Source organism: Sphingomonas aquatilis (genome assembly GCF_014196115.1).
GTDB lineage: Bacteria > Pseudomonadota > Alphaproteobacteria > Sphingomonadales > Sphingomonadaceae > Sphingomonas > Sphingomonas aquatilis.
The window spans coordinates 2,501-5,864 of record NZ_JACIDB010000026.1 but is presented as its reverse complement, the minus strand read 5'-3'; the positions used below and the strand labels follow the sequence as shown (position 1 = coordinate 5,864).

The following is a 3,364-nucleotide window of genomic DNA, read 5'->3' as shown; positions in this document are numbered from 1 at the left end:
TCAAGTCAGGCGCGCCCCGCGGACATTACCGCGCATGTCGAGCGGTTCTGTCGTGCGGTTGCTGTGGATTGGGAGCGGGCCCAAACGCACGAAAGCCCCGGACCGGGTGGTCAGGGGCTTTTGTGAGGATTGGTTGCGGGGACAGGATTTGAACCTGTGACCTTCAGGTTATGAGCCTGACGAGCTACCGGGCTGCTCCACCCCGCGCCAAGGACCATCAAAGTGGGCTTTGATGGAGTGTCCGTTGGAGACGCGAGAACCCCCGCTTGTGGCGAGGGTTGCGTGTCCCGTTGGGACGAGATCATGAATGGGTTCTTGTTTCCCGCACAGGCTTCAATGCCTGGCGACGACCTACTCTTCCACTGCTTAGGCAGTAGTACCATTGGCGCAGTCGGGTTTCACGGCCGAGTTCGGGATGGGATCGGGTGGGACACCGACGCTATAGCCACCAGGCAATGAAGCGTGTGCGGGAACTGAGCCGCTAGTGCGGCACGCTTCATGCGTGTCGTACTAGTGGGTCAGCCGGTTCAAATCGATGCGTGCACTGTTACTGGAATATGTATCTGGCGTTCGACGCTGACATCCACGCCTATCGTCGACAACCCAGGGTTGTCATTGATGGTGTGTCCTCTCAAGCGCGAATAGGACAATTAGTATCGGTTAGCTCCATGCGTTACCGCACTTCCACATCCGATCTATCAAGGTCGTGGTCTCCGACCGTCCTATGAAATCTTATCTCGAGGGAGGCTTCCCGCTTAGATGCTTTCAGCGGTTATCCCGTCCGTACATAGCTACCCTGCTGCGCCGTTGGCACGACGACAGGTACACCAGAGGTACGTTCAACCCGGTCCTCTCGTACTAGGGTCAACTCCTCTCAAATTTCGACGCCCACGGCAGATAGGGACCAAACTGTCTCGCGACGTTCTGAACCCAGCTCACGTACCACTTTAATTGGCGAACAGCCAAACCCTTGGGACCTGCTCCAGCCCCAGGATGTGATGAGCCGACATCGAGGTGCCAAACAACCCCGTCGATATGAGCTCTTGGGGGTTATCAGCCTGTTATCCCCGGCGTACCTTTTATCCGTTGAGCGATGGCCCTTCCACGAGGGACCACCGGATCACTATGACCGACTTTCGTCTCTGCTCGACTTGTCAGTCTCGCAGTCAGGCGGGCTTATGCCATTGCACTCTAACAGCCGGTTTCCAACCGGCCTGAGCCCACCATCGCGCGCCTCCGTTACTCTTTAGGAGGCGACCGCCCCAGTCAAACTACCCGCCACAGAGGGTCCCTGCACCGGCTAACGGTGCGAGGTTAGACATCAGAAAACAACAGGGTGGTATTTCACCTATGGCTCCACACCGGCTGGCGCCAATGCTTCAAAGCCTCCCACCTATGCTACACAGTTCTTTCCTAATGCCACTCTGAAGCTGCAGTAAAGGTGCACGGGGTCTTTCCGTCTAACCGCGGGTACTCCGCATCTTCACGGAGAATTCAATTTCGCTGAGCATGTCCTGGAGACAGTGGGGAAGTCGTTACGCCATTCGTGCAGGTCGGAACTTACCCGACAAGGAATTTCGCTACCTTAGGACCGTTATAGTTACGGCCGCCGTTTACCTGGGCTTCATTTCAGAGCTTGCACCCCTCCACTTAACCTTCAGGCACCGGGCAGGCGTCAGGCCCTATACGTCGTCTTGAAGCCGACTTAGCAGAGCCCTGTGTTTTTGCTAAACAGTCGCTACCCCCTGGCCTGTGCCCCCCACGAGAGCTTGCGCTTACGTGGGGCCTCCTTCTTCCGAAGGTACGGAGGCAATTTGCCGAGTTCCTTCAGGACACTTCTCTCAAGCGCCTTGGTATACTCTACCAGACCACCTGTGTCGGTTTCGGGTACGGTCTATACGGTGGGGCTATTTCCTGGGACAGTTTCGAAGCCTGACCAATCCGATAAGGTCAGACAACACACACCATCCGTCACACACCACCAGGCCCACGAATATTAACGTGGTTCCCATCGACTACCCCCTTCGGGCTCGTCTTAGGGGCCGGCTCACCCTGCGCGGATTAGCCTTGCGCAGGAACCCTTGGTCTTTCGGCGAGAGGGCATCTCACCCTCTTTATCGCTACTCATGTCTGCATTCGCACTTCCGATACCTCCACGACCCATTACCAGATCGCTTCACAGGCGTACGGAACGCTCCGCTACCGCGTGTACAAAGTACACACCCTAAGCTTCGGTGCGTGTCTTGAGCCCCGTTACATCTTCGCCGCAGAAACCCTTGTTTAGACCAGTGAGCTGTTACGCTTTCTTTAAAGGATGGCTGCTTCTAAGCCAACCTCCTGGTTGTTTTGGGATTTCCACATGCTTTCCCACTTAGACACGACTTGGGGACCTTAGCTGTAGGTCAGGGCTGTTTCCCTTTTGACGACGGACCTTAGCACCCGCCGTCTGTCTCCCGAGTATCACTCCTAGGTATTCGGAGTTTGGTTAGAGTTGGTAGATCTCGCGACCCCCGCATCCATCCAGTGCTCTACCCCCTAGGGTGTCCGCTCGAGGCACTACCTCAATAGTTTTCGCGGAGAACCAGCTATTTCCCGGCTTGATTGGCCTTTCACCCCTAAACACAACTCATCCGGTAACTTTTCAACGTTAATCGGTTCGGACCTCCAGTGCGTGTTACCGCACCTTCATCCTGGTCATGCCTAGATCGCCGGGTTTCGGGTCTAATACATCAAACTATGGCGCCCTATTCAGACTCGCTTTCGCTGCGCCTACACCTATCGGCTTAAGCTTGCTTGATACATTAAGTCACAGACCCATTATGCAAGAGGTACGCAGTCACTCCACAAGAGAGCTCCTACTGCTTGTAGGCAATCCGTTTCAGGTACTGTTTCACTCCCCTCATCGGGGTGCTTTTCACCTTTCCCTCACGGTACTAGTTCGCTATCGGTCATGTACGAGTATTTAGGCTTGGAGGGTGGTCCCCCCATGTTCAGACAGAATTACACGTGTTCCGCCCTACTCGAGTCTCAGATCATCACTTTCGCATACGGGGCTGTCACCCGCTATGGCCCAACTTTCCAGATGGTTCTGCTAGTTGAAATCTGAGCACTGGCCTGGTCCGCGTTCGCTCGCCACTACTAACGGAATCTCGGTTGATGTCTTTTCCTCCGGCTACTGAGATGTTTCAGTTCACCGGGTTCGCTTCTCGAAACCTATGTATTCAGTTTTGAGATACCTGTTCCCGCCTAACCCCGCTCGCCGTCCTTGCGGACAACGTTCGAGATTAAACGGATAGGTGGGTTTCCCCATTCGGAAATCTGCGGGTCAAAGGTTGCTCACACCTCACCGCAGCTTATCGCAGCG

Annotated in this window: 1 tRNA gene and 2 rRNA genes (1 of these 3 only partly in view); all 3 read right to left on the bottom strand. The window is 55.3% G+C overall.

What is annotated here, in order from left to right:
* Positions 1-130 precede the first annotated feature (130 nt).
* A tRNA-Met gene (locus GGR47_RS18910) sits at positions 131-207 on the bottom strand.
* 131 nt (positions 208-338) lie between these two features.
* Positions 339-453 (bottom strand): 5S ribosomal RNA (gene rrf, locus GGR47_RS18905).
* Between the two features lie 177 nt (positions 454-630).
* Positions 631-3,364: ribosomal RNA gene (locus GGR47_RS18900) — 23S ribosomal RNA — on the bottom strand; it runs 63 nt beyond the window's last position.